The 24,048-nt window shown below is 64.0% G+C and carries 27 protein-coding genes and 1 other RNA gene; 20 read left to right on the top strand and 8 right to left on the bottom strand.

All coding sequences use genetic code 11. From position 1 onward, the window contains the following. Positions 1–100: 100 nt before the first annotated feature. The 3 genes from M4J39_RS19930 to M4J39_RS19920 are packed head-to-tail and all read right to left on the bottom strand — an operon-like array spanning position 101 to position 1,266. Positions 101–415, bottom strand: a complete 315-nt coding sequence (locus M4J39_RS19930) for a HigA family addiction module antitoxin (protein WP_251730239.1) — start codon at positions 413–415, stop codon at positions 101–103. Continuing rightward, positions 387–671, bottom strand: a complete 285-nt coding sequence (locus tag M4J39_RS19925) for a type II toxin-antitoxin system RelE/ParE family toxin (protein WP_251730238.1) — start codon at positions 669–671, stop codon at positions 387–389. Before M4J39_RS19925 ends, M4J39_RS19930 begins: the two co-directional genes overlap by 29 nt. A 46-nt stretch (positions 672–717) precedes the next feature. Beyond that, entirely contained in the window at positions 718–1,266 is a 549-nt protein-coding gene (locus M4J39_RS19920) for a cupin domain-containing protein (RefSeq protein ID WP_251730237.1), read from the bottom strand. Between the two features lie 189 nt (positions 1,267–1,455). On the opposite strand from M4J39_RS19920, the gene M4J39_RS19915 reads away from it, so the two are divergent. The 10 genes from M4J39_RS19915 to M4J39_RS19870 all read left to right on the top strand — a co-directional run bounded on the left by M4J39_RS19915 (position 1,456) and on the right by M4J39_RS19870 (position 10,961). Beyond that, positions 1,456–2,775: an aspartate aminotransferase family protein gene (locus M4J39_RS19915; RefSeq protein ID WP_251730236.1), complete on the top strand. Its 1,320-nt coding sequence runs from the start codon at positions 1,456–1,458 to the stop codon at positions 2,773–2,775. Between the two features lie 143 nt (positions 2,776–2,918). Continuing rightward, positions 2,919–3,299 (top strand): VOC family protein, encoded by a 381-nt coding sequence (locus tag M4J39_RS19910; protein ID WP_251730235.1) that lies wholly within the window; start codon positions 2,919–2,921, stop codon positions 3,297–3,299. A 169-nt stretch (positions 3,300–3,468) separates the two neighbouring features. Then, entirely contained in the window at positions 3,469–3,699 is a 231-nt protein-coding gene (locus M4J39_RS19905; protein ID WP_251730234.1) for a hypothetical protein, read from the top strand. Positions 3,700–3,958: 259 nt separating this feature from the next. Next, positions 3,959–5,209, top strand: a complete 1,251-nt coding sequence (locus tag M4J39_RS19900) for a Zn-dependent hydrolase (protein WP_251730233.1) — start codon at positions 3,959–3,961, stop codon at positions 5,207–5,209. Then, positions 5,209–5,697, top strand: coding sequence for a GNAT family N-acetyltransferase (locus tag M4J39_RS19895; protein WP_251730232.1), 489 nt, complete (start codon positions 5,209–5,211; stop codon positions 5,695–5,697). The genes M4J39_RS19900 and M4J39_RS19895 overlap by 1 nt, the downstream gene beginning before the upstream one ends. A 3-nt stretch (positions 5,698–5,700) precedes the next feature. Next, entirely contained in the window at positions 5,701–7,155 is a 1,455-nt protein-coding gene (gene hydA, locus M4J39_RS19890) for a dihydropyrimidinase (protein WP_251730231.1), read from the top strand. Positions 7,156–7,355: 200 nt separating this feature from the next. Next, on the top strand, positions 7,356–8,135 hold the full coding sequence (locus tag M4J39_RS19885) for an ABC transporter ATP-binding protein (protein ID WP_251730230.1): 780 nt from the start codon (positions 7,356–7,358) through the stop codon (positions 8,133–8,135). 27 nt (positions 8,136–8,162) lie between these two features. After that, complete coding sequence (locus tag M4J39_RS19880; protein WP_251730229.1) at positions 8,163–9,062, top strand: ABC transporter permease; 900 nt, start codon at positions 8,163–8,165, stop codon at positions 9,060–9,062. Next, positions 9,062–9,931, top strand: a complete 870-nt coding sequence (locus tag M4J39_RS19875; RefSeq protein WP_251730228.1) for an ABC transporter permease — start codon at positions 9,062–9,064, stop codon at positions 9,929–9,931. The genes M4J39_RS19880 and M4J39_RS19875 overlap by 1 nt, the downstream gene beginning before the upstream one ends. A 46-nt stretch (positions 9,932–9,977) precedes the next feature. Then, positions 9,978–10,961, top strand: a complete 984-nt coding sequence (locus M4J39_RS19870; RefSeq protein WP_371875486.1) for an ABC transporter substrate-binding protein — start codon at positions 9,978–9,980, stop codon at positions 10,959–10,961. Positions 10,962–11,075: 114 nt separating this feature from the next. Here the strand turns inward: M4J39_RS19870 and M4J39_RS19865 are convergent, their stop codons facing one another. Together M4J39_RS19865 and M4J39_RS19860 are read right to left on the bottom strand one after the other, a co-directional pair. After that, positions 11,076–11,354: a metalloregulator ArsR/SmtB family transcription factor gene (locus M4J39_RS19865; RefSeq protein ID WP_251730227.1), complete on the bottom strand. Its 279-nt coding sequence runs from the start codon at positions 11,352–11,354 to the stop codon at positions 11,076–11,078. A 529-nt stretch (positions 11,355–11,883) separates the two neighbouring features. Continuing rightward, on the bottom strand, positions 11,884–12,399 hold the full coding sequence (locus M4J39_RS19860; protein ID WP_251730226.1) for a transglutaminase-like cysteine peptidase: 516 nt from the start codon (positions 12,397–12,399) through the stop codon (positions 11,884–11,886). On the opposite strand from M4J39_RS19860, the gene M4J39_RS19855 reads away from it, so the two are divergent. Beyond that, complete coding sequence (locus tag M4J39_RS19855; protein WP_251730225.1) at positions 12,392–12,958, top strand: hypothetical protein; 567 nt, start codon at positions 12,392–12,394, stop codon at positions 12,956–12,958. The two genes, M4J39_RS19860 and M4J39_RS19855, sit on opposite strands and share 8 nt — an antisense overlap. Positions 12,959–12,970: 12 nt before the next feature. On the opposite strand, the gene M4J39_RS19850 is transcribed toward M4J39_RS19855, so the two are convergent. Both M4J39_RS19850 and M4J39_RS19845 read right to left on the bottom strand, forming a co-directional pair. Next, positions 12,971–13,588 carry a PilZ domain-containing protein gene (locus M4J39_RS19850; protein WP_251730224.1) on the bottom strand — a complete coding sequence of 206 codons (618 nt, stop codon included), beginning with the start codon at positions 13,586–13,588 and terminating at the stop codon, positions 12,971–12,973. 97 nt (positions 13,589–13,685) lie between these two features. Next, positions 13,686–14,351: a PAS domain-containing protein gene (locus M4J39_RS19845; protein ID WP_251730223.1), complete on the bottom strand. Its 666-nt coding sequence runs from the start codon at positions 14,349–14,351 to the stop codon at positions 13,686–13,688. Positions 14,352–14,823: 472 nt separating this feature from the next. Between M4J39_RS19845 and M4J39_RS19840 the strand changes: the two genes are divergently transcribed. Together M4J39_RS19840 and M4J39_RS19835 are read left to right on the top strand one after the other, a co-directional pair. Further along, positions 14,824–15,555: a rhomboid family intramembrane serine protease gene (locus M4J39_RS19840; protein ID WP_251730222.1), complete on the top strand. Its 732-nt coding sequence runs from the start codon at positions 14,824–14,826 to the stop codon at positions 15,553–15,555. A gap of 125 nt (positions 15,556–15,680) precedes the next feature. Beyond that, entirely contained in the window at positions 15,681–16,115 is a 435-nt protein-coding gene (locus M4J39_RS19835; RefSeq protein WP_251730221.1) for a CBS domain-containing protein, read from the top strand. Positions 16,116–16,611: 496 nt separating this feature from the next. Here M4J39_RS19835 and M4J39_RS19830 read toward each other — a convergent pair whose 3' ends face one another. Further along, on the bottom strand, positions 16,612–16,878 hold the full coding sequence (locus M4J39_RS19830; RefSeq protein WP_251730220.1) for a hypothetical protein: 267 nt from the start codon (positions 16,876–16,878) through the stop codon (positions 16,612–16,614). 274 nt (positions 16,879–17,152) lie between these two features. Between M4J39_RS19830 and radA the strand changes: the two genes are divergently transcribed. The 7 genes from radA (at position 17,153) to rnpB (ending at position 23,948) form a co-directional block, all read left to right on the top strand. After that, positions 17,153–18,568 (top strand): DNA repair protein RadA, encoded by a 1,416-nt coding sequence (gene radA, locus M4J39_RS19825; protein ID WP_251730219.1) that lies wholly within the window; start codon positions 17,153–17,155, stop codon positions 18,566–18,568. A gap of 122 nt (positions 18,569–18,690) precedes the next feature. Beyond that, a complete protein-coding gene (locus tag M4J39_RS19820; RefSeq protein WP_251730218.1) occupies positions 18,691–19,380 on the top strand; it encodes a CvpA family protein in 690 nt (229 codons plus the stop codon). Between the two features lie 282 nt (positions 19,381–19,662). Then, positions 19,663–21,135, top strand: coding sequence for an amidophosphoribosyltransferase (purF, locus tag M4J39_RS19815; RefSeq protein ID WP_251730217.1), 1,473 nt, complete (start codon positions 19,663–19,665; stop codon positions 21,133–21,135). Positions 21,136–21,156: 21 nt separating this feature from the next. Beyond that, positions 21,157–21,888: an SDR family NAD(P)-dependent oxidoreductase gene (locus M4J39_RS19810; RefSeq protein WP_251730216.1), complete on the top strand. Its 732-nt coding sequence runs from the start codon at positions 21,157–21,159 to the stop codon at positions 21,886–21,888. Continuing rightward, positions 21,885–22,640 carry an N-acetylmuramoyl-L-alanine amidase gene (locus M4J39_RS19805; protein ID WP_251730215.1) on the top strand — a complete coding sequence of 252 codons (756 nt, stop codon included), beginning with the start codon at positions 21,885–21,887 and terminating at the stop codon, positions 22,638–22,640. Before M4J39_RS19810 ends, M4J39_RS19805 begins: the two co-directional genes overlap by 4 nt. 149 nt (positions 22,641–22,789) lie before the next feature. After that, positions 22,790–23,386 carry a lytic transglycosylase domain-containing protein gene (locus M4J39_RS19800; protein WP_251730214.1) on the top strand — a complete coding sequence of 199 codons (597 nt, stop codon included), beginning with the start codon at positions 22,790–22,792 and terminating at the stop codon, positions 23,384–23,386. A 181-nt stretch (positions 23,387–23,567) separates the two neighbouring features. After that, positions 23,568–23,948: RNase P RNA component class A (rnpB, locus tag M4J39_RS19795), an RNA gene on the top strand. The last annotated feature ends 100 nt before the right edge of the window (positions 23,949–24,048 follow it).

Raw genomic sequence — 24,048 nt, 5'->3', positions numbered from 1 at the left:
AAGCGAATGTCCACGCTATCGAGCAGTTCGGCAAGCCCGGATCGGTGGCAAAACGCCGGTCGCGGTGGAAGAATTTGTCCGGATGGTCAGAAGTTCCGGGTCAGGCAGCCCGTGGTGCGATCCGGTGAAGATCGTCGCCAATCTCCCGGCGTTTTTCCATCAGGTCGTAGTCTGCCTGAAGGCCGAGGAAAAATCCTTCCGACAGGCCGAAGTAACGGGCAAGTCGCAAGTCCGTATCGGCGGTAATTGACCTCTTGCCCAGGACAATCTCGTTGATGCGACGCGGAGGCACCAAGATGGCTCTGGCGAGGGCGTTCTGGCTGATGCCCATTGGGATCAGGAACTCTTCCAGAAGGATCGTGCCCGGCGTGGGGTTGTCGAGAAGATCAGGCGTGATAGTCGACGATTGAGACATCGGATGGTCCTCCTTCGGCCCAGATGAAGCATATCCGCCACTGGTCGTTGATCCTGATGGATTGCGTGCCGGTGCGGTCGCCTTTGAGAGCCTCCAGGCGGTTGCCAGGCGGGACACGAAGATCATCGAGCAGCTTGGCCTGGTTGAGCATGCGCAACTTGCGAAGCGCGACGGACTGAATGTCGGACGGCAGCTTGCGACTGCGACGCCCCCTCCAGATCAGTTCGGTCTCTCCGTCCGCGAAGCTCAGGATCATGATTGATTGCTGGTTATAACGCTTAACGTTATGAGGTCAACTCTTCTCAGAAGCTCGGCGGTGTGCAGACCGAGATGACCTCGCAGATGTCGTCGCCGACGTTGCGGAAGCGGTGGGGTTCCTGGCTCTTGAAGTAATAGGCCTCGCCGGGGCCGAGGACCTGGCGCTTGTCTCCCACGATCACCTCAAGCTGACCCTTCAGCACGATGCCGCCTTCCTCGCCTTCGTGGCGAAGGTGAATGCGGCCCGAGCTGCCGCCGACCTCGTAGCGCTCCGACAGGATCTGCAGCGCCTTTCCCGAGAGGTCGCGCCCCACCTGCCGATAGGAAACGCCGCCGCGCCCGATCTCCATCAGGTCTTCCGCCTTGAAGAAGATCTGCTCGGCTGTCGGCTCATCCTCTGCGAAGAAGTCGGCCATCGCCACCGGCAGGGCGTCGAGGATGCGCTTCAAGGCGCCGACAGACGGGCTGATGGTGTTGGATTCGATCTGGCTGACAGTGGCGTTCGAGATGCCGGCCCGCCGCGCCAGCTCGCGTTGCGACAGGCCGCGCGCTTCGCGAAACCGCCTGAGCTTGCCGCCGAGATCGAGTGCCATGACGTTCTCCGCTGTTTAGTTGTTCACTTTCCCGAACAGGTCCGCACAAACGGCCTGCATTTGCAAGGGGCGCGATCTGCACAAGATAACTGCTTGTTCAGGAAACGGGCATGTCGTTATCTACGTGTCGATCCGGACGCTGCTCGACCGCTATTCAGGCTTCGCCGTCCGCTTCGCTCGGAGATTTTCATGAACGTTCCCGTTCCCAACAACCTTGAAGCCTTCTGGATGCCGTTCACCGCCAACCGGCAGTTCAAGAAGGCGCCGCGCCTGCTCGCCTCGGCCTCCGGCATGTATTACACCACCGTCGACGGGCGGAAGCTGCTCGACGCGGCCGCCGGTCTCTGGTGCGTCAACGCCGGTCATGGCCGTCGTGAAATCGTCGAGGCGGTGGCGTCCCAGGTCGGTGAGCTGGATTATGCCCCGGCCTTCCAGATGGGCCACCCCAAGGCCTTCGAGCTGGCGGCGCGGCTGACTTCGATGATGCCGAAGCCGCTCGACCACGTGTTCTTCACCAACTCCGGTTCGGAGTCGGTGGAAACGGCCCTGAAGATCGCCGTCGCCTATCAGCGCGCGCGCGGCAAGGCCAGCAAGACCCGCCTGATCGGCCGCGAGCGTGGCTATCATGGCGTCAACTTCGGCGGCATTTCGGTGGGTGGCATCCCGACCAACCGCAAGTTCTTCGGCTCGCTGCTCACCGGCGTCGACCACATGCGCCACACCCACGATATCGAGCGCAACGCCTACTCGCGCGGGCAGCCGGAATATGGCGCCGAGTTCGCCGACGAGCTCGAACGCATCATCTACCTGCACGACGCCTCGAACATCGCCGCCGTCATCGTCGAGCCGATGTCGGGGTCGACCGGCGTGCTCGTGCCGCCCAAGGGCTACCTCGAACGCCTTCGCGAGATCTGCACCAAGCACGACATCCTGCTGATCTTCGACGAGGTCATTACCGGCTTCGGTCGTCTCGGATCGCCGTTCGCCGTTGACCATTTCGGCGTAGTGCCGGACATGGTCACCACGGCCAAGGGCATCACCAACGGCGTCATTCCCATGGGCGGCGTGTTCTGCTCCTCGGAGATCTACGACGCCTTCATGACCGGGCCGGAGCATGCCATCGAGCTGTTCCACGGCTACACCTACTCGGCGCACCCGGTGGCCTGCGCCGCCTCGATGGCGACGCTCGACATCTACGCCAACGAGGGGCTGCTCAATCGCGGCCCGGAACTCGCGCAGTATTTCGAGGATGCGCTGCATTCGCTGAAGGGGCTGCCGCACGTCATCGACATCCGCAACATTGGTCTCGTCGGCGCCATCGAGCTGCAGCCGATGGAAGGCGAGCCGACCAAGCGCGCCTTCGCCGCTTTCCTCAGCGCCTACGAGAAGGGCGTCATGATGCGCACCACCGGCGACATCATCGCCCTGTCGCCGCCGCTGATCGTGACCAAGGAACAGATCGACTTCCTGGTCTCGGTGATCGCCGACGTGCTGAAGACGCTGCCCTGAAGCACGAGCACGACAGGGAACCAGACGACGCCGGCCGGGCTCCCCGACCGGCGTTTTGTCATTAAGACCGATTATTGTCATTGCGCCGGCCGAACACTTGGTTCACGATATGTTCCGTATTGGCCCATTGAGAGGAGAGTGCCATGACCATGCACGGCAGTTTTTGCTGGAACGAGTTGATGACCCCGGATGTCGCCGCCGCCAAGGCTTTCTACGGCGCCGCCCTGGGGTGGACCTTCACCGAGGAGGACATGGGGGAGAATGGTCTCTACACACTGGCCTTCGCCGCCGGTCAGGAGAAGCCGGTTGCCGGCATCTTCGAGTGGCCGGAAAGCCAGCCCGGCACGCGCGACTGGTTCCCCTACGTCACCGTCGACGACATTGACGAGGCAGTCGGCAAGGTGGAGCACGCCGGTGGCAAGGTCATGCGTGGACCCTGGACCATCCCCGGTGTGGGCAAAGTCGCCATCGTGCTTGATGCCGCCGGAAGTGCCATCGGCTACCTTGAAGCCGAGCCGATGTGACCGGAAGACACCCTCGACGGTACCGGCTCGTCGATCCGTTCCGGCGAGCCGGCTTCCTGTATGGTCGCGGCAAGTTGATCGCAGCCTTGGGGTTTGATCGTTGCCCGCCATTTTTCGGCCTGACACCGGAACAAGCCTGTCGGCGTCGATCGGGAACGAGGAACGGATCATGTCACAGGTGACCGTCATAACCATGCTCTTGGCGTCATTTTGTGGGCTGTCTCGTCGGTTCGTCGCTTCGCTCGCCGGAGCGTTCATGCTGGTCATGATCGGTGTTGCCCATGTGATGGCTCGACAGCCGATGTCGGTCCATCACATTCTGCTGCATGGGTTCCACCTGCTTCTGGTGTTCAACGCCACCTACGCCGCGTTTGCGCTCGTTGCTGCGCTGGTATTGTGAGAGTTTTGCAGGCGAGTGCCTGAGCCTCGCGCCCAGCAGGTGCCGAGTCAGGCGGCAGGATTTCCGGAATCGCTGAAAACTGAGGCTTTTGTCTGTATCGTTGCCCAAAAATCGCCCTTGACCAATTCAGGGGCAAATCGGACTATGCCTTTATCAATTGGTAAAAGTTTTGCCGATCCGCCGTTCTGACTGACGGCAGGATGGCCGGAGATGCCGGGGGCAGCTCAATCGGCTTCGCCCTCGCGAGCAGGGGAACACAATGACGACGCCGACCGATAATTTGCGGGTCAACGGGGCGCGGCTGTGGGACAGCCTCGAGGAGATGGCGACGACCGGACCGGGCCTGAGGGGTGGCTGCAACAGGCAGACGCTGACCGATGCCGATGCCAAGGGCAGGGCGCTGTTCAAGGCCTGGGGCGAGGCGGCCGGCATGACGCTCGGCATCGACAAGATCGGCACCATGTTCTTCACGCGGCCCGGTACCGATCCCGATGCCTTGCCGGTCTATGTCGGCAGTCATCTCGACACCCAGCCGACCGGCGGCAAGTATGACGGTGTGCTCGGCGTGCTGGGTGCCCTCGAAGTCGTGCGTTCGCTCAACGATCTCGGCGTCAAGACCAAGCACCCGATCGTCGTGGTCAACTGGACCAACGAGGAGGGCGGCCGGTTCGCGCCGGCCATGCTGGCCTCGGGCGTCTTCGCCGGCGTCCACACCCTCGACTACGCCTATTCGCGCAAGGATCTCGACGGCAAGGTGTTCGGCGACGAACTGAAGCGCATCGGCTGGCTCGGCGAAGAAGAGGTGGGCGCGCGCAAGATGCACGCCTATTTCGAGTATCACATCGAGCAAGGCCCCATTCTGGAGGCCGAGGACAAGCAGATCGGCGTCGTCACCCACTGCCAGGGTCTGTGGTGGCTGGAGTTCACGCTGACCGGCAAGGAAGCGCACACCGGCTCGACGCCGATGGACATGCGCGTCAACGCCGGTCTTGCCATGTCGCGCATCTTCGAACTGGTGCAGAAGGTGGCCATGGACAGCCAGCCCAATGCCGTGGGCGGCGTCGGGCAGGTGAAGTTCTCGCCCAACTCGCGCAACGTTCTGCCCGGCACGGTGGTCTTCACCGTCGATATCCGCTCGCCCGATCAGGTAAAGCTGGACCGCATGCGGGCGATCATCGAGGCCGAGGCGCCCAAGCTCTGCGATCCCTTGGGCGTCAAGTGCGCTGTCGAGGTTGTCGGTCACTTCGATCCGGTCACCTTCGATCCGACGCTGGTCTCCCGCGTTCGTTCGGTGACCGAGAAGCTCGGCTACAGCCACATGAACATCGTGTCCGGCGCCGGCCACGACGCTTGCTGGGCTGCCAAGGTGGCGCCTGCCACCATGATCATGTGCCCCTGCGTCGATGGCCTCTCCCATAACGAGGACGAGAAGATCACGCCGGAGTGGGCGGCGGCGGGCGCCGACGTGCTGCTGCACGCCGTGCTGGAAACCGCGGAGATCGTCGCCTGATGACGGCTGCGCTGCACGACATAGCGGTGGAAGCTCCCGATCGGCCCGACGTCGTGGCCCTGATCGAGGCATCCGACGCCTACTCGCTGGAGCGCTATCCGCCGGAAGGGCATTTCGGCACCGACATCGCCGGTCTGAAGTCGCCCGATATCAGCTTCGTCGTCGCGCGGCGAGATGGAGTGGCTGAAGGGTGCGGCGCGGTGAAGTGGTTCGACGACGCCACTGCCGAACTGAAGCGCATCTTCGTGTCGGAGGCGGCGCGCGGCCTGGGGCTCGGTCGTCGCATCATGGCGCGGCTCGAGGCGATCGCCGCCGAGCGTGGCGCAAAAACGCTCTATCTCGAGACCGGCCCGCTCAACACCGAGGCCGTCACGATGTATCGTCGGCTCGGTTACGTCGAATGCGGGCCTTTTGCCGATTACGCCGCGAACCCCTACAGTCTGTTCATGACAAGAAAACTGACGGATGAACCGTCCAACGAGGGTTGAACCATGTCGAAGGTCATCAAGGGTGGAACCATCGTCACAGCCGATCTGACGTATGAAGCCGACGTCCTCATCGAGGGCGAACGCATCGTCGCGATCGGTCCCGATCTCAAGGGCGACGAGGTTCTCGACGCGACCGGCTGCTACGTCATGCCCGGCGGCATCGATCCCCATACCCACCTCGAAATGCCCTTCATGGGGACCTACTCGGCCGACGATTTCGACAGCGGCACCCGGGCCGGCCTTTCCGGCGGCACCACCATGGTGGTGGACTTCATCACGCCACGCCCCGACGAGTCGATGCTGAGCGCGCTTCAGAGCTGGCACAACCGGGCGAGCCGCGCCAACAGCGACTACTCCTTCCACATGTGCGTGACGTCGTGGAACAAGACCGTCTTCGACGAGATGAAGGTGGTCATCGAGGAGAAGGGGATCAACTCCTTCAAGCACTTCATGGCCTACAAGGGCTCGTTGATGGTGGACGACGACGAGATGTTCCAGTCGTTCCAGCGTCTGGCCGAGCTCGGCGGTCTGCCGATGGTGCATGCCGAGAATGGTGATGTGGTTGCCCAGATGCAGGCCAAGCTGTTCGCCGAGGGCAACACCGGTCCCGAGGCGCATGCCTACTCCCGCCCGCCGGAAGTCGAGGGTGAGGCGACGAACCGCGCCATCATGCTGGCCGACATGGCTGGCGCGCCGCTCTATGTCGTCCATACGTCCTGCGAGCAGGCGCACGAGGCGATCCGCCGCGCCCGTCAGAAGGGCATGCGCGTTTATGGCGAGCCGCTGATCCAGCATCTGCTGCTCGACGACAGCGAGTACGGCAATCCCGACTGGGACCATTCGGCCGCCCGCGTCATGAGCCCGCCGTTCCGCAACAAGCTACATCAGGACAGCCTTTGGGCCGGCCTCGCCGCCGGTTCGCTGAGCTGCGTCGCCACCGACCACTGCACCTTTACCATTGCCCAGAAGCGCAACGGCCTCGGCGACTTCCGCAAGATCCCCAACGGCACCGGCGGCCTTGAAGACCGCATGCCGCTGCTGTGGACCTATGGCGTGCGCACCGGCCGCCTGACGATGAACGAGTTCGTCGCCGTCACCTCCACCAACAGCGCCAAGATCCTCAACATGTACCCGAAAAAGGGGGCGGTGCTGGTGGGCGCCGATGCCGACCTCGTCGTCTGGGATCCCAAGCGGTCCAAGGTCATCTCTCCGAAGACCCAGCAGTCGGTGATCGAATACAACGTGTTCGACGGCTACGAGGTGATCGGCCTGCCGCGCTTCACGCTGTCGCGCGGCAAGGTGGTGGTCGAAGAGGCGACGATGAAGACCGAAGAAGGCCACGGCAAGTTCGTGCCGCGCAAGCCCTTCACGGCCGTCGCCAAGGCGCTGAGCCAGTGGAAGGAAATCGTGTCGCCGCGCCGGGTCGAGCGCGCCGGCATTCCGGTCACCGGCATCTGAGATCGGTCTGCCCGGCCCGCTTCTTGCTTGGATTTTGGCCGGATACCGGCCGATGTGGTGAGCGAGCGGACGTCGGCCGGGACAGGAGTTTGCATATCTGGCCGTGCCGCCCCGTTCAGTCGGGACGGCGGACGAGGTGGTCGCGCATGGCGGCCGGCCAAGCGAGCGGCTGTGTCTTCACAACCGGGGTGCCGGCAAGCATGAACGTCATCGACATCGAGGCGCTATCCCTGACTTTCGAGACCGGCGACGGGCCGGTCCAGGCGCTCTCCAACATCGACCTCAAGATCGCCAAGGGCGACTTCGTTTCCTTCATCGGGCCGTCGGGCTGCGGCAAGACGACGCTGCTTCGCGTCATCGCCGACCTCGAACAGCCGACCGGCGGCTCGATTTCGGTCAATGGCACCACGCCGGAGCTGGCCCGCCTCGACCGTGCCTATGGCTACGTGTTCCAGGCGCCGGCCCTCTATCCCTGGCGCACCATCGCCCGGAACGTGGCGCTGCCGCTGGAGATCATGAGTCTCACCCGCGCCCAGCAGGAGGAGCGCATCGCGCGCAACCTCGCCCTGGTCAACCTCACTGGCTTCGAAAAGAAGTATCCTTGGCAGCTGTCGGGCGGCATGCAGCAGCGCGCATCGATCGCCCGCGCGCTGGCCGTCGAGCCCGACCTTCTTCTGATGGACGAGCCCTTTGGCGCCCTCGACGAAATCGTCCGCGACCATCTCAACGAGCAACTGCTGCAGCTCTGGGCCAAGACCAAGAAGACGGTGGTCTTCGTCACCCACTCCATTCCCGAGGCGGTCTATCTCTCCACCAAGATCGTGGTCATGAGCCCACGCCCCGGCCGCATCCACGACATCGTCGAAAGCGATCTGCCGCGTGGGCCCCGGCCGCTCGACATTCGCGAGACGCCGGAGTTCCTGAAGCTCGCCCAGCGCGTGCGCGACGGCCTGAGAGCGGGGCACAGCTATGACGACTGAGCTGGACCCGAGGCGGAGGGGCGCCGCATGACGAAGCCGTCCTTCCTGCGCGAAAGCGTCGTTCCGGTGCTGACGGTCCTCGCCGTCCTCGTTGCGTTCTGGTACGTCGCCGCCCTGTTCATGAACCATTCGATGGTCGTCGCCGAGGCCCAGCTCAAGGGTCTCGCCTTCACGCCCTCCGAGACCTGGCTACGCTCCTGGGCGCTCGACAAGCCGCTGCTGCCGGCGCCGCATCAGGTCATCGCCGAACTCTGGCGGAGCACGGCCGGCCTGTCGGTCACCTCCAAGCGCAGCCTCGTCTACCACGGTTGGGTGACGCTGTCGGCGACGCTCTTGGGCTTCCTGCTCGGAACGCTGCTCGGCATCCTGCTCGCCATCGGCATCGTCCACCAGAAGGTGATGGACAAGTCGCTGATGCCCTGGATCATCGCCAGCCAGACGGTGCCGATCCTTGCCGTGGCGCCGATGCTGATCGTCGTGCTCAACGCCATCGGCATCTCCGGCCTGCTGCCCAAGGCGCTGATCTCCACCTATCTGTCCTTCTTCCCGGTGGCGGTCGGCATGGTGAAGGGTCTTCGGTCGCCGGAAGCCATCCACCTCGACCTCATGCGCACCTATAACGCCGACGATTTCCAGGTGTTCACCAAGCTGCGCTGGCCGGCGTCGGTGCCCTTCCTGTTCGCTTCTCTCAAGGTCGGCATCGCCATTTCCCTGATCGGCGCCATCGTCGGCGAGTTGCCCACCGGTGCCATTGCCGGACTGGGTGCGCGTCTCCTGTTCGGCTCCTACTACGGCCAGACCATCCAGATCTGGGCGGCGCTGTTCGCGGCGGCCTTCCTGGCTGGGCTGCTGGTTCTCGTGGTCGGCTGGTCCGAGCGTCTCGTCATGCACCTGATGGGTGCCCGTCCCGAACGGAGGGCCGGTTGATGCTCCCGCTCCTGCTCATCGCCATCCTCGGCGTGGCCCTCGGCATTTCCTGGCTCTGTGTCTATCTCGTCCACCTCGGGGACAGACAGCCGGCGGCGCGGCGCTTCGTCGATCTCGCTGTGCCGCTTCTGTTCGGCGTCATGCTCGTGGCCGAATGGGAACTGGTGACCCGTGGCTTCGGCATTCCGGAAATCCTGTTGCCAGCGCCGTCGATCATCGTGGCAGCTGCTGCGAACGCGCTGCCAACCCTCCGGGAGGATGTGGTTCAGACCTTCGTGAAATCCGTGTTGTCCGGCTATGTCGTCGGCTGCGGTCTCGGCTTCCTCGCCGCGCTCCTCATCAACCGTTCGGGCTTCCTGAAGCGTGGCCTCTTGCCGCTCGGCAACTTCGTGTCGGCCCTGCCGATCGTCGGCGTGGCGCCGATCGCCGTCATGTGGTTCGGCTTCGACTGGCAGTCCAAGGCGGCGGTGATCGTGCTGATGACCTTCTTCCCGATGCTGGTCAACACCGAGGCCGGACTGACTGCCGCCGGCCACATGGAACGCGACCTGATGCGCACCTACGCCGCCACCTGGGGCGACGAGATGCGCCGCCTGCGTCTGCCGGCCGCCTGGCCCTTCATCTTCAACGCCCTCAAGATCAACTCCACCCTGGCGCTGATCGGCGCCATCGTGGCCGAGTTCTTCGGCGCGCCGACCTATGGCGTTGGCTTCCGCATCTCCACCGAAATGGGCCGCATGAACACCGCCATGGTCTGGGCGGAAATCGGCGTCGCGGCCATCCTCGGCTCGGTCTTCTATGGCGTCATCGCGCTGATCGAGCGGCGCGTGACCTTCTGGCATCCGTCTGTCCGCAAAGGGCAGAGGTGAATCCGGCGACGGCAACCGCCGCCGGCAATCAAAAAAGGGGAACGACATGACCAACACCATGACCAAGCTGGCGCTGGCCAGCGCCCTGGCGCTGACGGCATTCGGCGCCGAAGCCGCTGACAAGCTGACGCTGCAGCTGAAGTGGGTGACGCAGGCCCAGTTCGCCGGCTACTTCGTCGCCAAGGACAAGGGCTACTACGAGGCCGAAGGGCTCGACGTCGAAATCAAGCCCGGCGGCCCGAACATCGCCCCCGAGCAGATCATCGCCGGCGGCGGCGCCGACGTGATCGTCGACTGGATGGGCGCGGCGCTCGCCGCCCGCGAAAAGGGCGTGCCGCTCGTCAACATCGCCCAGCCCTACAAGAACGCCGGCCTGGAAATCATCTGCCCGGCCGACAGCCCGATCAAGAAGGTCGAGGACTTCAAGGGGCACACCATCGGCGTCTGGTTCTACGGCAACGAGGTGCCCTTCTTCGCGCTGATGAACAAGTATGGTTTGTCGACCGAGGGCGGCGTCGACGGCGTCAAGGTTCTGCAGCAGAGCTTCGACGTGCAGCCGCTCATCCAGAAGCAGGCCGACTGCATCCATGTCATGACCTACAACGAACTCGGTCAGGCCTACGACGCCGGCTATACGCCCGACAAGCTGACCGTCTTCTCCTACACGGAGATGGGCGACAACCTGCTTGAGGACGGCCTTTACGTTCTGGAGCCGAGTCTCAAGGACGACGCCTTCAAGGACAAGCTCGTCCGCTTCGTCCGCGCGTCGATGAAGGGCTGGTCCTACGCCAAGGACAACCCGGAAGAGGCCGCCGATATCGTGCTGGAGAACGACACTACCGGCGCCCAGACCAAAGAGCACCAGCTCTACATGATCAAGGAAGTCGCCAAGCTCCTGGGCGACTCCGATGGCGTGCTCGACGAGGCAGCCTATGCCCGCACCGAGAAGGCAGTGCTCGATCAGAAGATCATCACCAAGAAGCCGGAAGGCGCCTGGACGCACGAGATCACCGACGCCGCGCTGAAGTGACGGCTCGTCCATAGCCGGACTGCCGAGCCGCGCGAGGGAGACTTCGCGCGGTTCTTCATATGCGGGATCGCGTGGAGGGCTCGGCTGTGCAAGACGGTGTCGGCCGGAACCGGCTCAAACGAGCAGGCGGTTCAGTCCGGCGAGAAAATCGCCGATGCGCTGACGATGCGCGCAATAATAGATGGTCCGTCCCTCGCGACGGGTCAGGACGAGACCGTCGGACCTGAGGCGGGCGAGCTGTTGGGATACCGCAGGTTGCGGAAGGTCCAGCTTCCGCTCGAGCTCGCCGACCGAACACTCCTTGCGGGAAAGATGCACCAGAATGGTCAGGCGCTGTTCGTGCGAAAGCGCCCTGACCGTTCGGCAGAGGTCATGAACCAACAATGGGATCACAGCCCTTCCGTCGTCGACTGTATCGTTCTGACTTGTGTTGTGCATGGCTCAGTTCACCTCAACGAAAGAGGTGCCTTCCCTGACAATAAATCGTCAACCGTACGGAAACACAAGGCGAGTCAGAGCGGTTCGCTCGGCTACGGTGGGGTAGTCCGATCGCAAGTGGTAATTTTAGCGAGTAAAAGTAACGAAGAGAAATAAAAACTGGAATATGGTGAACAAAATATCGCTTCTGGAAGCAAGTGGTAGGATTTTAGAAACGATGTTTTTTGCCGGGGATTTCAACTGCGTAGGACGCGGCGCCGAAAGATGGCCTCGGCCGATGAGGGAAAAGCCCAATCCGCAGGTCCACAATACATAAACTCATGGTTGTTTTTCCTCTAGTAAATTTTCTTGAGGAAATCGTTGCGGCCGGTTGAAGGCGCGTCGTCAGCAAGCGCCTCGGTCGATCCGGTCTCGGTTGCCGTTCGCATGGAATCGCAACGTCGCCGTGTCTTGGATGACACGGCGACGTCAGGGATGGATCAGATCACTTCAAAGAACCAACGAGCGATGCGCGAGCGTCCTCGATGAGGTCCCAGGCATTGGGATCGCGTGTCGATTGGCGTTTCAGATAGGTGTAGGTCGTATCGGCCCAGACGAGGATCTTGTCGGTCTTGTTGTCGAGCACCACGTCGCCCCGGTTGGTGCGGGCGGTCAGGACCGCGTGGCCCGAGCCGGTCTCGTCGCGCACCACCGTGATCAGCAGCGCGCTTTCCGGCCACCCCAGGCGCATCAGCTCCCGACGCTTCTCAAGAACGTAGTCCTCGCAATCGCCGGCAAGCTTGGGGTAGTCCCAATGCTCCAGAACGCCGTAGATCTCCATGTCCGTCGCCGGCAGAACGGCCGTGTTGACCGCCGTGTTGATCTGGTTCAGCTGGTTCCACACCGCCTGGGTGAGGGTGACGACCTGGTCGACATCCGTCGCGGTACGACAGTCCGCGGGGTAGGTCGCGCAGAACTGTACGTAGCCGACTGGCGGAGCCGCGGCGCCATGGGTGCTCATCAGCCTTTCCGCCGCCATCGCAGTGTCGGTAACAAGCAAGGCAAAAGCCAATAGAGCCGTTCTCTTTAGCGTCGCGATCTTTTTCATCGTCGTGACGTCTCCCTGTTGTTGTCAGGAGAATGGCACATTTGTTTTTCGGTCGCGTGAAATCGCAAAATCAAAACGGACGTATCGAGGAAATGATCTGTTTACGAAAATTTTGATCTTGTTTTATGGTTTGTTTATATTGTTCTCCGTGGAGAAATTTACTTTCTATGCACCATGGATCTACGCTCCAGCACAGGTGTTAACGCATCAGCGCCCGATGGGTTGCCCTGCCGGGCCGGACTCTCTGGACCTGTCCGACTTCGGCACGGCCGATCAAGGACGGTGCATTAACCCTGCCAGGCGGATGTGTTCGCCATTGGCACAGGTCGCTCGAGTGACGGGTGGGAAAAGAGGGACACTACGAAGCGGGCTCTTTGCGCGGCTTCGCCGTCATCGCCCTGCCGAAAAGGCGGCCGGACAGTGTCGGAATGGCGGTGTGGTTATCGAAAAGGAAACGCCGGACGAGGGCTAGTTGCCAGGTCCGTCAGAGATTGTTCTTCAGCATGTCCTCGGACTGCAGCATCGCAAACTCAACGGCGATGCCGTCGCCGAAGTGGCGGACGACGCGCGCCCGCATGCGACCGAGCGTGATCGAGGTACCGAGCGGCGGCTTGGCGGTGGTGGCGATGGCCGCACCGGACAGGGACACGTCGATGATCTTGCACCGGCTTTCCTGGCCGTCGGGCAGCACCAGATTGGAGAAGGGGCGCTGCGGCGTGATGCGCTCGTGGCGACGATCCTCGGGCAGGCTCAGGGTGTCGCGGTTGGCGAGCCAAGTCAGCTGCGCGGCCAGCTTCTCGCGTTTGCCGGCCGTGGCGTTCACCGTCATGGCGAAACCACCTTCGAACAGGCGCGTGATCTGCCCTTCGATGCGGCCAACGTGGTCGATATAGGCGACGACCCTCTGGCCCAGTTCGCCGGCCACCGGCGTGATCAGCGCGGCGCCGCCGGGCGACATGTCCTGAACCTGGCAGGGATACTCGGTGCGGTTGGGCAGCATGAAGCGGCCCAACACGTCGATCTTGACGCGTTGAAACCGCCGACGTTCCGGCTTGGGGAATTTGCTCGCACGAGGAGGCGTCGGAGCCGCGAGGGTTGCCATGCCGCTTTCCACTGGTCGGCCAAACGCGGCCGCTCAGCCTGCAAAGCTAAGCACGCAACCTTAAGATTGAGTTTAGTGGTCGGCCCCGGCGACCTGTTCAGTCGGCCCGGCCGCCTTCGATCACCCGGAAGTGGCGGAAGGTCCGGCCCGGCAACATATGCGGCGCCGGACGGCGGCGATCGATGCTGATCGGCGGCGGCTCGTGGCGCATGGGCGCCCGGGCGTGGGTGCCGTCGACCTTCTCGCTGGTGAGCAGGAAGGCCGGCTTCTCGTCCGGCCAGATCAGCCGGAGGCTCTGCAGGGGCTGGCGGACCACCGGATAGAGGCCGAGCCAGTAGGGCTGGTCCATGGGGGCGAAGCAGCCGAGAATGCGGGTGTGGTTCGGTCCCTGATGACGAAGCGGCAGGAACATCACCTCCACCGGCATCAGTTGACCGCGATCGTTGGTCGCGTTGAGGCCGAACACGGCGGCGGCGCCGTCCTCGACCACAGCCGCCAGCAGGCAGGCGATGGATTCCCGGTCCTTGCCCGACCAGAAGTCGAGCACATTGCGCCCCTTCAGTTCGCGGCCATAGGCAGCGCAGATGCGCGTGCCCGCGAGGCGGAAGGAATAGTTGTGGCGATCGAGCGCCTCGAGAATGAACGTGTCGCCAAGAATACCGCGAATGGCCGCCGGGTCCACCTCGTTTCGCTCCGGCGCCGCCCGCTGACCGCGCAGGCTCGTCCAATAATCGTAAAGAGAACGCGCGACGACGCTTTTCATCGAAATCCCCGCAAGACCAGACCGACAAGGCTCATGTTGCCTGTGGCGGACGAAGCGCCATGCCATTTCGGCACAGGGGCACCCCGTCCTAACCCAACCTGGCGATTCCCGAGCAGGCCTCGTGCCAGGAGACGCCCGTTGTCCCCAATCTTCTCGGATGGGCGGGGACCGGCGGTTGAAAAGCGATGGACCCTCGGATGGCCGTTTCCCGGCCTTTTGAGGGTAAAAACGGGCCATGACGCGGGGGTAACTCCGCCGGAGCGTCTTGGTTACCGCGATCGGGCCTCAGGGCCCAATAAGGGTTTACAATCGGTTATCGCGATTGTTGCGTTTTGAGTGATTCTTCCATCTGCGTCATCGCGGCACTCGCTGGCCCCTACTGTCTCTTTTTGAAGACGCACTGGCACGGCTCCCGCCTTTGCGATAAAGCGCTGTCGTGGCTCGCGGCAAGGCGGGCGTTGAGGAAGCCGCGATGCAGGGTGACAACGACAACCACGAGCCGATGTTCAACCTGCCGCGGGTGATCCTGGCCTTCATCCTGTTGTCGGCGGGCATATTCATCGGTCGCACCTGGTACCTTGGTGGGGACGGGGCGGCGACCTTTCTGCTCACCTTCTGCTTCACGCCGATGCGCTACCAGTATCTGCTGTCCGGGGATGGCTTCCCGGGTGGCTGGCCGGCCGGCATCTGGAGCCCCTTCACCTACTCTTTCATCAGTCCTTCGCTGCAGAGCCTCATCTTCGACATGCTTTGGCTGACCGCCTTCGGCACGGCGGTGGCGCGGCGGTTCGGACCCTGGCGCTTCGTCGGCTTCTCCGCCGCGGCATCCGCGATCGGCGCCGCCTTGTTCTGGCTGTTGGCGGGAAGCGGCGAAACGGTCCTGCTCGGGCCTAACTTCGTGGTCGCGGCCCTGCTCGGCGCCGCCATCCGCTTCATCTACGCGGCCGGGCTCGGCGGCATCATGACCATGGGCGGCGACGCCTGGCGCCAACCGGCCCTCGGCATCATCGAGATGTGGTCGAACGTTCGCGTGCTGCAACTGCTCGGCTTCATCTTCGCCGCCAACGCGCTTTTTGCCATACTCTATGCCTCGTCCGGCCTCGACGGCCGTGCGCTTCTGCAGAACGCGCTCGGATACATCGTCGGTATCCTCCTGTTTTCCCTGTTCGATCCCAGGCCGTCGGCCATAGATCGGGCCAGCTAAGGGAAAATCCCTAGGTCGGCCTTGCCAGATTCCGCGTTTCACTCCATTCTGTGAACGGGGCGACGGGACAGGACCGCCGAAAAACGGGCGGCCTCCTTGTCATGGAACGAGCTGGAGGGATGGACATGACGACTGTCAGACAGATTCTATCCGTCAAGGGCGATGACGTGGTCACGGGCGACCGCTCGATGACGCTCGGGCAGGCGGTGGCGCGCCTCGCGGGCAACAAGATCGGCGCGTTGATTTTCGTCGATGACGACCGCCGCGTCATAGGCATCCTGTCGGAACGAGACATCGTGGCGTCGCTGGCGCTGCATGGCGCACGGGTGCTGGAAGAGCTCGCGACCGCGCACATGACGCGCAAGGTCAGCACCTGCACGCGCGACGACATCGTCGAGGATCTCATGGACATGATGACGGCCGGCCGCTTCCGCCACCTGCCGGTGGTCGAGGACGGAAAGCTGGTCGGAATGGTGTCGATCGGCGACGTCGTCAAGCATCGGGTGGCCGACATCGAGCATCAGGCGTCCGAGATACGGAACTACCTTTTCACGACCTGAGTCCGCCGTTTCGGACAGATCCGGGCAGGGTTTTCCACGGCTTGCGGCGTGGAACCGGGGCGTGTGGAAAGAAATTCCGGTTTTATGGCAGACGGTTAGAACACCATCGCCTTATTGCCCATGGCCGCGAGGCCGAAATTGGTTGCGCTTCGTCAAGAGCTGGTTAAGAATCTGCTCAAGCCCGATCGCTTGGGTGGGCGGCCTCGCATGGTGCGGCGGCCGCGTGAAAAAACGGTTCCGCCGTCGGCGGAGCTCATGAACAGGTTGAAACGTACTGTTTTGGCGACCGCCAGGGAGATGCCGCACAGGCAATGGAACGGTCGCGAAAGCACGAAGGAGACCCGCGATGAGCCTAACCCGTAGTCTCAACACCCTCGTCGTCTGCGCGGCATTTCTATTCGTCGTCGCCATTGTGGCCGGCGTGATCTGAGCGCGCAGTCCAGCCCTTGAGAAGCCGATCGGTGGAGGCCCGCCGGTCGGCTTTTTCATGGGGCTCTCAGGCGGCGATGATGATCCGCTCGACCTCGGCACGACGGGAATCGAACCGACCGAAGATGCGCGCGGGGAGAGAGCGCTCGCCCTTCAGGATGATAGTCGCATTGCCGTCGAACAGGCAGTCGACGGTGCTGATCGTGTTGGAATGCGGCTCGATGTGATCGAGCTCGGGCGCATCGCCGCCGGCAGCAATGCTGGTCCAGGCCGGCGTGGCTTCGATCTGGAAGCGACGAAGGGCATCGGCGATCATGGTCTTGGTCGGGTTCATGGTAGGTCCTTGGCTCCCGCTACGGGAGAACACATACGCTAGAAGCGTTGTTTGTTGGCTAATGACGACAAAACTAAGGCGTTCGGCGCGCCCTAGACCTTTGGAACTCCTCTGAAGTGCGGAATGTTCCAAACCATTGCAGCGAAGATGCTTTTCCCTGGGCGCATGGCAGCGGCCCATGTTTTTCCATGGACAAAACGGGAACATTCGGTCATGTTCCGTCAACCCTGTCCCAAGATTTGTTGGACGACCGCTATCATCAGCCGGAGTTGTCATGGCCAAGCGCACCACCCAATTCGTCTGCCAGTCCTGCGGCGCCGTCAGTCCGCGCTGGGTGGGCAAGTGCGAGGCCTGCGGCGCCTGGAACTCGTTCGTCGAGGAAGTGGGCGGCGGCGGCAGCATCGGCTCGGCCGTCTTCGGCCAGAAGGGCAGACCGATGCGCAAGGGGCGCGTCGTGCCTCTGGTGGAGCTTTCCGGCGAGATTGCGCAGACGCCGCGCCTCGAATCCGGCATCGCCGAACTCGATCGCGTCACCGGCGGCGGCTTCGTGCGCGGGTCGGCCTTGCTGGTCGGCGGCGATCCCGGCATCGGCAAGTCGACGCTACTCATCCAGGCGGCGGCGACGCTGGCCCGCAAGGGCGCGCGCGTCGTCTACGTCTCGGGAGAAGAGGCGGTGGCCCAGGTGCGCCTCAGGGCCGAACGACTGGGGCTGTCCGACGCGCCGGTGGCGCTCGCCGCCGAAACCTCCGTCGAGGACATCCTGACGACGCTTACCGATGGCCCTGTCCCGGATCTGGTCGTCATCGATTCCATCCAGACGTTGTGGACGGAAGTGGTCGAATCCGGGCCGGGCACCGTGACGCAGGTGCGCACCGCCGCCCAGGCGATGGTCCGCTACGCCAAGGAAAGCGGCGCCACGGTCGTGCTCGTCGGCCATGTCACCAAGGACGGCTCGATCGCCGGTCCGCGGGTCGTCGAACACATGGTCGACGCCGTCCTCTACTTCGAGGGCGACGGCGCCCGTCATTTCCGCGTGCTGCGCTCGGTCAAGAACCGCTTCGGCCCCACCGACGAGATCGGTGTGTTCGAGATGACCGGCGGTGGCTTGCGCGAGGTGCCGAACCCGTCCGAACTGTTCATGGGCGAGCGCGACGGCTCGTCGGCCGGCGCCGCCGTCTTTGCCGGCATGGAAGGCACGCGCCCGATGCTGGTCGAGATCCAGGCGCTGGTGGCGCCCACGTCGCTGGGCACGCCGCGCCGCGCCGTCGTCGGCTGGGACGGCAGCCGCCTCGCCATGATCCTGGCCGTTCTGGAGGCGCATTGCGGCGTACGATTCGGTCAGCACGACGTCTACCTGGCGGTGGCGGGCGGGCTCCGCATCCAGGAGCCGGCGGCCGATCTCGCCGTCGCCGCGGCGCTGGTCTCCTCGCTGGCCGGCACGCCGCTCGGGCACGACTGCGTCTATTTCGGTGAGGTCAGCCTGTCGGGGGCGGTCCGCCCCGTTGCCCACGCCGCCGCCCGCCTCAAGGAGGCCGAAAAGCTGGGCTTCGTTCGCGCCGTGGGGCCGAAGCTGACAAGCGGCGAGGCGCCGAACGGATTGAAGCGGGCAGCGGTCGCCCAACTCGTCGATCTCGTCACGCGCATCGCCGCCGACGGCACGGGCGCGCCTCGCCGCGAGCAGCGTGGATAATCCAAACGAGGATACATGTCGTTGCTGTCATTGATTGAATTTGCCACTTCGGGCCATTACCGTTAATTCGGTAACGGCGTGAAGGAATCAGGGGCCGGGCTTCAGCCGCCAAAGGGGCAGAGATGTCGATTACTCTACTCGACGGGATCCTCATTGTTGTCATGTTGATCTCGGCGTTGCTCGCCATGATCCGCGGTTTCGTGCGCGAGGTCCTGTCGATTGCTGCCTGGGTCGCAGCGGCGGTGGCTGCGTTCCTGCTCTATGACGACGTCCTTCCCTTTGTTCAGCCGCACATCTCGCAGAAGCAGCTGGCGTTGGTGGCGTCGGCCGGCGGCGTTTTCGTGATCACGCTGATCATCGTCAGCTTCATCACCATGCGCATCTCCGATTACGTGCTCGACAGCCGCATCGGCCCGCTCGACCGGACGCTCGGCTTCGTGTTCGGCGCCGCGCGCGGCCTGCTGCTGGTCGTCGTCGGCATGCTGTTCTTCAACTGGTTCATTCATGACGAGGCCTCGCAGCCGTCATGGGTGGCTGAGGCCAAGTCGCGGCCCCTGCTCAATGCCCTTGGCGCCCAATTGATGGCGGCCCTGCCCGAAGATCCCGAAAAGCAGATCCTCGATCAGTTCCAGAATCCGAGCATCGATGACGGCACGCCCATGCCGGATGGCGACGATGCGCCGCCGCCCGTCGATGACGCCGCTCCCGGAACCGCTCCGCCGGCCGTCGCGCCCAATGACGGCGCCTACCGGCAGGGCGAGCAGAACGGCCTCGATCAGCTCATCCAGTCGACCTCTTCGCCCAAGCCGTGAGCCGGCTTCAGGCCGCGATATGCGAATGCGTCGGATCCGTCCGGCGCATTTGACGTTTTGAAGACTGGGCCGAATGCTTTATATGCCTGCCTGCGCGAAGGACTCTGGCGCTCGGAGCGCTTGCGGGACGTGCGTGCCGCCGATGTGAAATCCGGCCAAGGCCGGCTTTTGATGTTTGCCTTTCGGAAAGTCCGGCGAGACGCCTCGGATTTTTCGGCATCCCCGGCCTTGCGAGGCAACCAGCCGGGATCAGATGAAATCTCGAAAGTGGGTAGGCCGACCATGGACGATTTCACCCTCAGCCCATTCTCCGCCGCCGACGATGACGACCGATTCCACGAGGAATGCGGCGTTTTCGGCGTGTTCGGCGTGGAAAATGCCTCCGCTCTCGCCGCGCTGGGCCTGCACGCCCTGCAGCATCGCGGACAGGAGGCGGCCGGCATCACCACCTTCGATGGCAAGGAGTTCTACACCGAGCGGCATATTGGCCTCGTCGGCGACAACTTCACCAAGGCCAAGGTGTTGGCCCGCCTGCCGGGCAACCGGGCGATCGGCCACACGCGCTACTCGACCACCGGCGGCTCCGGCCTCCGCAACGTCCAGCCGCTCTACGCCGAACTGTCGGCCGGCGGCTTCGCGCTGGCCCACAACGGCAACCTGACCAATGCCATGACCATCCAGCGCGATCTGCAGCGCCGGGGGGCCATCTTCCAGTCGACCTCCGACACCGAGACCATTCTCCATCTCGTCGCCACCAGCCAGAAGGCGGCGCTGGTCGACAAGGTGGTCGACGCGCTTCGCACCGTCGAAGGCGCCTATTCCATCGTCTGCATGAGCCAGGAGAAGATGATCGGCTGCCGCGATCCCTTCGGCATCCGTCCCCTGATCCTGGGCGATCTCGATGGCGCGGTCATCCTCGCTTCCGAAACCTGTGCGCTCGACATCATCGGCGCCCATTTCGTCCGCGAGATCGAACCGGGCGAGATGGTGGTCGTCACCGAGCGCGGCATCGAGAGCCTTCGCCCCTTCGACCGCCGGCCGTCCCGCTTCTGCATCTTCGAGTATGTCTACTTCGCCCGGCCGGATTCGGTCTACGCCGGCACGTCGGTCTATCAGGTCAGGAAGCGCATCGGCGCCGAGCTGGCGCGCGAGACGCCGGCCGACGCCGACGTGGTAATCCCGGTGCCCGATAGCGGCACGCCGGCGGCCATCGGGTTTGCCGAGGCGTCGGGCATCCCGTTCGATTTCGGCATCATCCGCAATCACTACGTCGGCCGCACCTTCATCTCGCCGACCGACACCATTCGTCACATGGGCGTCAAGCTGAAGCACAATGCCAATCGTACGGTCATCGAGGGCAAGCGCATCGTCCTGGTGGACGACAGCATCGTGCGCGGCACCACGTCGCTGAAGATCGTGCAGATGATGCGCGAAGCCGGCGCGTCCGAGGTGCACATGCGCATTGCTTCGCCGCCGACAACCGACTCGTGTTTCTACGGCGTCGACACGCCGGAAAAGGGCAAGCTCCTGGCCTCGCGTATGTCGATCGAGGAGATGACGCGTTATATCCAGGTGGACAGCCTCGGCTTCCTGTCGATCGACGGCCTCTATCGCGCCGTCGGTTCCGCCGCCCGGAACAACGAACTCCCGCAGTACTGCGACGCTTGTTTCACCGGCGACTATCCGACCGCGCTGACCGATGCCTCCGGCTCCGGTCCCGTGCGGCAGCTGTCGCTTCTGGCCGATGCCGGCTGATCGCGAACCGGGAGGGGTGAGGTGACCGAAAAACGCATCGTGGTAGTGACCGGCGCCTCGCGCGGCATCGGTTACGAGGCGGCCTTGGCGCTCGGACGCGCCGGTTGGCACGTCGTCGCCGTCGCCCGTACGCAAGGTGGGCTTGAGGAACTGGACGACTCCATCCGCGACGCCGGCGGCTCTGCCTCGCTGGTGCCGCTCGATCTCGCCGATCCCGCCCGCATCGATGAACTTGGCGCCGCGCTCAACCAGCGCTTCGGCCGCATCGACGCGCTGGTCGGCAACGCCGGCCTTCTCGGCGGCCTGGCGCCAGTCGGCCATATCGATCCGAAGAAGTGGGATCAGGCCTTCTCCATCAACGTGACGGCCAATTACCGCCTGATCCGTTCCTTCGATCCGCTTCTCCGTCAGTCGTCGGCTGGCCGCTGCCTGTTCGTTTCGTCGGCGGCCGCCTGGAAGGGCGCCCCCTTCTGGGGCCTCTACGCCTCGACGAAGGCGGCGCTCAACGCGCTCGCCATGGCCTATGCCGAGGAAGTCAGGAACTTCGGCATCTCCGTCAACCTTCTCAACCCCGGACCGCTCCGGACGCGCATGCGCGCCCAGGCCATGCCCGGCGAGGACCCGGACACGCTCGCTACCCCGGCCGATCTCGCGCCCCACATCGTCTCGATCCTCGAGGCGACCGACGGGCGGACCGGCGCGCTCTACGACTTTCCGACGCTCTCGTGGAAGAAGCTGCAGCCGCCGCAATGACCCCCCATGACATCGATCGCGCTTGGTCTTCGCCCAACTCGGGGCATCGGCCGCCCGGCAACGCCATCGATCATCTGGTTCTGCACTACACCGGCATGCGCTCCGAAGAGGGCGCCCGCGACTGGCTGTGCGACCCTCGCTCGCAGGTATCGAGCCACTATGTCGTCTTCGAGGACGGCCGCGTCTTCCAGCTGGTCGACGAACACCGCCGCGCCTGGCACGCCGGCCGCTCGTTCTGGCGGGGCGTCACCGACCTCAACTCGCGATCCATCGGCATCGAGATCGCCAATCCCGGCCACGAGTTCGGTTATCGTCCGTTTCCCGACCGGCAGATTGAGGCGGTAATCGGGCTGTGCCGCTCGATCTTCGCCCGCCACTTCATTCCGCCGCATCAGGTGGTGGCCCATTCCGACATAGCGCCCGATCGCAAGGAGGATCCGGGCGAGCTGTTCCCCTGGGAATGGTGCGCCGCCTTCGGCATCGGCCTGTGGGTGCCATCGGCGCCGCTCGATCATGGCGACAGTCTGGGCTTCGGCGACGAGGGCGACAAGGTACTGGATCTGCAACGTCTTTTGTCGGCCGTCGGGTTTGATGTCCCACCAAGTGGCATCTTCGACGAGCGTACGGAAATCGTCGTCCGCGCCTTCCAGCGCCATTGGCGGCCGACCCATATCGACGGTCGAGCGGACCTTTCGACGCTCGATACGCTCGAACGCGTCGCGGCCGCCTTCGAGGCGTCTCGCGGGCTCTGATCCTTCGCCGGCTGCGCGATCAATGCGGCGAAGATCGGGACGATTCCGGGGCTGCATGGCTGTCATGTGCCACATTGACGGCCCTGCATGGCCCGATTTGTCCGGCAGTTCCTTGCCCACCGCTGGGAGGGCAATGGAACAGAGACCGCATGACCCTGATCAAGACGTTTGCAGCCACCACCATTCTTGTCGGTGCCTTCGTGGTGCCCGCCATGGCCGATGCCACCCTTTCCGACAAGGCCGACGTGCCCACTGCCGTCGCCGACGCCGACAAGCCGGACAGCCTTTTCGAACTGTGGTTCGGCACCAAGTCCAAGGCCGACACCGTCACGACCGAGAATTTCGATACCTCCGTCCCTAAGGGAGGGGCCAGTGCCGCTCTCCGTGCTCGCATCGCGGCCCATGCCAAGGCCGCCGGCCTGCCGGCCGAACTGGCCGAGGCGGTGGTTCGCCACGAGAGCCGGTTCAATCCGAAGGCGCGTGGTCGCCACGGCGAAATCGGCCTCATGCAGATCAAGCCGCAGACGGCGCGCGGTCTCGGCTATTCCGGCTCAGCTGCCGGCCTCTACGACGTCGAAACCAACCTCAAGTGGGGCATGGCCTACCTGGCCGGCGCCTACAAGCTGGCTGGTGGCGACACCTGCGGCACCATTCTCCGCTACAACGCCGGCCACGGCGCGACCCGCATGAACCGCACGTCTCGCGCCTACTGCTCCGAAGTGACCACCTACGTCGCCTCGCTCTGAAGCCGCCATCCCGAAGCCGCCTCCAGCGGCTTCCGGCGCCAAGCGGCGCCGCGCGAAGCGAGTCTTTCGGTGCGCAGCCTCCCGAAAGACGGAAGCGGAGCGAAAGCCAAGCGCCGGAGGCGCGCCGGCGACTGAGGCTGAGATCTTGACCTTCCGGCGGGGGCATGCCACACGGCTCCCGCCAGTCGGTTGGACGACCGCGCGGACAAGGGGCGAAAGCCCGTCCGGGAGGAAAGTCCGGGCTCCACGGAAACACGGTGCCGGGTAACGCCCGGCGAGGGCGACCTCAGGGAAAGTGCCACAGAGATCGGACCGCCCCGGTGCGCCGGGGTAAGGGTGAAAAGGTGGTGTAAGAGACCACCGCGGGCCCGGTAACGGGACCGGCAGGGCAAACCCCACCGGGAGCAAGACCGAATAGGGATGACGCGGGCCTCGGCCCAGCCTGTTTCCGGGTCAGTCGTCCGGGTTGGTTGCAAGAGGCGTTCGGCGACGGGCGTCCCAGATGAATGGTCGTCGGGCGGGAAACCGCTCACAGAACCCGGCTTACAGACCGACTGGCCTTTTCCCTCACGTCCGCATTCCGCGCCGAGCATCGACAGGTAGTCGAAGGTTTTGTTCACGTCACATTGACAATGTGTTGACTGCGCCGGAACGTGGCTTCT

Source organism: Pleomorphomonas sp. NRK KF1, assembly GCF_023721755.1.
In the GTDB taxonomy this organism is placed as follows: Bacteria; Pseudomonadota; Alphaproteobacteria; order Rhizobiales; family Pleomorphomonadaceae; genus Pleomorphomonas.
The sequence above is the reverse complement of the archived record's forward strand: the minus strand, read 5'-3'. Positions and strand labels throughout refer to the sequence as shown.